Origin of the sequence: Streptomyces sp. SID3343 (assembly GCF_009865215.1) — a bacterium.
Classification (GTDB): domain Bacteria; phylum Actinomycetota; class Actinomycetes; order Streptomycetales; family Streptomycetaceae; genus Embleya.
In genome coordinates this window covers 1-3,217 of the sequence record NZ_WWJX01000430.1, presented here as the reverse complement: position 1 = coordinate 3,217, position 3,217 = coordinate 1, and the positions used below count along the sequence as shown (strand labels likewise).

The window sequence follows — 3,217 nt, the reverse complement described above, 5'->3', positions numbered from 1 at the left end:
GTACCCGGCCGAACGCGGCGAGCCCGTCCCTGCCCGGATGTGTTCCTACGCGGCGTCATCCGGGCGGTGAAGGCGTCCATCGCCGCCTGTGACTCCCACAGGTCGACGACCTGTACACCACCCTCGATCGCGACCGCCACGTGCGCCACGCAACCGTCGGCGCGGACCTCCCCCGACTCGACCCGGGCGGTGAGCGCGTCGTACTGCTCCTGATCGACACCCACGAGATCCGTGTGCATGAGACCGGATCCCCGGAACTCGGCGCCCCCGCGAGGGCACATGCGCGCTCGCCGCTCCCCCGCCGAAACTCTTGTAAAGTTAACGCACTCGCGTTAACTTTCCTTTCATGAACAGTCCGGTCGTCTCGACCCGGCTCCGGTTGATCGCGGCGGCGGAACAGTTGTTCGCCGAGCGCGGGATCAACGCGGTGTCGGTACGGGAGATCGCGGTGGCGGCGGAGCAGCGCAACAACAATGCGGTGCGCTACCACTTCGGGACCAAGGAAGACCTGGTCGCCGCGATCTTCGAACACCGCATGGCGCCGCTCAACGCCCGCCGGTTGGGCTTGCTCGACAGCTTCGACCGCCACGGGAGGTCACGTGATCCGTTCGCCGTCGCGGAGGCCTTCACCCTGCCGTTGGTCGAACTGCTCGCCAACCACGAACACCCCAGCTGGTATCTGCGGTTCTGCGTCCAGGCCGTCTACACGATCGATCCCGACGCGGCCGTCGCCCGGCTCGCCGAACTGGGTGAACGCCCGCACACCGAAGGGTTGTTGCTCCTCCATCGACGAGCTGCGCAGCTGACCCCGGAACTCCCCGAACCGGTCCGCTCGCAGCGGTGGCACCACTTCTGTGCGTTCGTCGTGCACGCGCTCGCCGACCGCGAACTGCGCGAGTGCGGCGGACTTCCCGGGCGCGGAAGTGCCGCCACCGGCAAGCCCGTCCCGCCGGAGTTCTTCGTGTCCGACCTCGTCGACGCGGCGGTCGGCATCCTGACCGCCCCCGCCCGTCCGGCCACGGTGCACCTGGCCTCGTCACCCGCCACCACCACCGACTGACTCCGCACTCCTGCGCGAGGCCCACGACCGGCACCGGTCCGCGATCACGCACGTCCGCATGCCTGTCCGTCCGCACGCCGCCACGGTCGACCCGCTCGCGCGAACAACCCTGGCACAGCGGCGCGTTCGATGCGCGCCACCCGAGAAGCAGCCGAGCCGCGCCTCGAACCGGATGCCCCCTGCCCGCGAACACCCGCAGCAAAGACAAGGACCCCACACCCATGACCGACGCCACCACCACCCGCCCCGTCTTCGACAACGGCGTGTCCGCCGTCCCGGTGCGCGAGCTCAGTCCCACCGGGAGCTTCGAACCGACCGCCCCCTACCGGCTGTTCGACCTCGACCCGTGCACGCCCGTGATCGGCGCGGAGATCGGTGGTGTCGACCTGGCGCAACCGCTGACCACCGAATTGCACGCCGAACTGCATCGCGCGCTGCTCGAATGGAAGGTCCTGTTCTTCCGCGACCAGCGCCTGACCGCGCTGGAGCACCGCGATCTCGCGCGCTGGTGGGGAACGCCCGAGATACACCCGTTCCTGCCCAAGGCCGAAATCCCGGAGGTGGTCCTGCTCAGCCGCGGTGCGGACTCCCCCGCCGTGGAGAACGTCTGGCACTCCGACGTGTCCTTCCACACGACACCGCCGATGGGCTCGATCCTGCGTGCGGTGCACATCCCCGGCGTCGGCGGCGACACCTTGTGGGCCGACATGGGCGCCGCGTACGACGGTCTGCCCGACGCCCTGAAACAGCGGCTGGACACGCTCACCGCCGTGCACGACTTCACCAAGACCTTCGGACAACAGCTGAGCGCCGACGAACTGGCGCGCCGGCAGGAGAAGATGCCCCCCGTGGCTCACCCGGTGGTGCGCACCCACCCGGAGACCGGCCGCAAACTTCTCTACGTCAACAGCATCTTCACCAGCCACATCGTCGGGCTGCCCGACGACGAGAGCCGCGAACTCCTGGCCCTGCTCTGCGACCAGGCCCGCCACCCGGAGTACCAGGTCCGGTTGCGCTGGCGTACCGGCACCGTCGCATTCTGGGACAACCGCGCCACCCAGCACTACGCGAGCGCCGACTACTACCCGCACACCCGCGTCATGGAGCGCGTGACGATCGTCGGCGACCGCCCGCGCTGATCTCGTCAGCCTCGCCTGACGCCTACGAACAGGCCGCCCCCGCCCGCCGCAAGCCCCGCTTCCGCGCCCCGGACGTCGGCTGACGCGCCGACGAGCCGGGCGCCAACCCACCATCGGACCGACGCAGAACATGTACGGGCGCGCCGCGAAACCCGCAGCGCGCCCGTAGTGTCTCGGGGCTCAAGGCGCCGGCCGTCAGCGGGCGCGCGTCGGCACACTCGGCGGAACGCTCGGCAGCGAAGGACTGCGCTCCGGGGCCCGCAGCGGTGGAGCCTCGGGAGCGATGGGCGGCCGGATGGTCCGCGGGGCCTCGGTCACCGGGTCCACCGGGTCCACCGGGGCCGGTGGCTCCAACGGGGGTGTGGCCGACGCCGATTCCGACGGCGTAGCCGGCGTCGAGGGCGTATCCGTAGTGGTCGCGGCGGGAGCCGGTGCGGCCGGCCGTACGGTCACCGGGGTCGGCGCGTCCGAACCCGTCGTCGCCACCGCCCAGCCCGCTGCGGCCAACGTCAGCGCCGCCGCCGGAACGGCCCACCGCAACGGGACGCGGCGTCGGGCTGCAGGGGCGTGTGGCAGGGGTACTTCGCGGGCCCGCACGGTCGCGGGGGTCACCTCGTCGGCCCGTCGCCCGAGCCAGTCGCGCAGTTCGGCCTCGAGAGCCGCGTGCTCGTTGGTCCTCGATCTCCTGGGCTCACCGCCGGGCCGAATCACGTGTCCTCCTCCAACAACTTGTGCAGTGCGGTCAAACCGCGGCTCGCGGTCGATTTCACCGTGCCGGCCGGAACGCCCAGCGTGCCGGCGATCTCGATCTCGCTGAGGTTCTCCCAGTAACGCAGCACCAGCACCTCACGTTGACGTCTCGTCAACTTGGTCAAGGCGAGCCGCAGTCGCCGGTCTCGCTCGGCGCGCAGCGCGTCGTCCTCGGGCGAGGCCACCGGCGGCAGCACGGGTGGTATCCACGCCCTCGCGGTCCGCCGCCGGCGCAGCACGGAGCGCGCGCCGTTGACGACGCAGCGCC

5 protein-coding genes are annotated in these 3,217 nt (G+C 70.9%); 2 read left to right on the top strand and 3 right to left on the bottom strand.

Annotation, left to right across the window (positions count from 1 at the left end; translation table 11 throughout):
• The coding region (locus GT354_RS14100; protein ID WP_161356656.1) for a hypothetical protein at positions 1-239 on the bottom strand (239 nt) is incomplete at its 3' end.
• 107 nt (positions 240-346) lie between these two features.
• Here GT354_RS14100 and GT354_RS14095 point away from each other — a divergent pair.
• The gene (locus GT354_RS14095; RefSeq protein WP_161356655.1) at positions 347-1,060 is read left to right on the top strand and encodes a helix-turn-helix domain-containing protein; all 714 of its coding nucleotides are present in this window, start codon (positions 347-349) and stop codon (positions 1,058-1,060) included.
• Between the two features lie 221 nt (positions 1,061-1,281).
• Positions 1,282-2,199 (top strand): TauD/TfdA family dioxygenase, encoded by a 918-nt coding sequence (locus GT354_RS14090; protein ID WP_161356654.1) that lies wholly within the window; start codon positions 1,282-1,284, stop codon positions 2,197-2,199.
• A 195-nt stretch (positions 2,200-2,394) separates the two neighbouring features.
• Here the strand turns inward: GT354_RS14090 and GT354_RS14085 are convergent, their stop codons facing one another.
• Both GT354_RS14085 and GT354_RS14080 read right to left on the bottom strand, forming a co-directional pair.
• Positions 2,395-2,910 carry a hypothetical protein gene (locus GT354_RS14085; protein ID WP_161356653.1) on the bottom strand — a complete coding sequence of 172 codons (516 nt, stop codon included), beginning with the start codon at positions 2,908-2,910 and terminating at the stop codon, positions 2,395-2,397.
• A partial coding sequence (locus GT354_RS14080) for a sigma-70 family RNA polymerase sigma factor (RefSeq protein ID WP_161356652.1) occupies positions 2,907-3,217 on the bottom strand: 311 nt, incomplete at its 5' end. The genes GT354_RS14085 and GT354_RS14080, both read right to left, overlap by 4 nt.

What these genes read in the sequence shown, in the direction of transcription:
- GT354_RS14095 (WP_161356655.1), top strand. Translation starts at nt 347, where the DNA reads ATGAACAGTCCGGTCGTCTCGACCCGGCTCCGGTTGATCGCGGCGGCG.
- GT354_RS14090 (WP_161356654.1), top strand. Translation starts at nt 1,282, where the DNA reads ATGACCGACGCCACCACCACCCGCCCCGTCTTCGACAACGGCGTGTCC.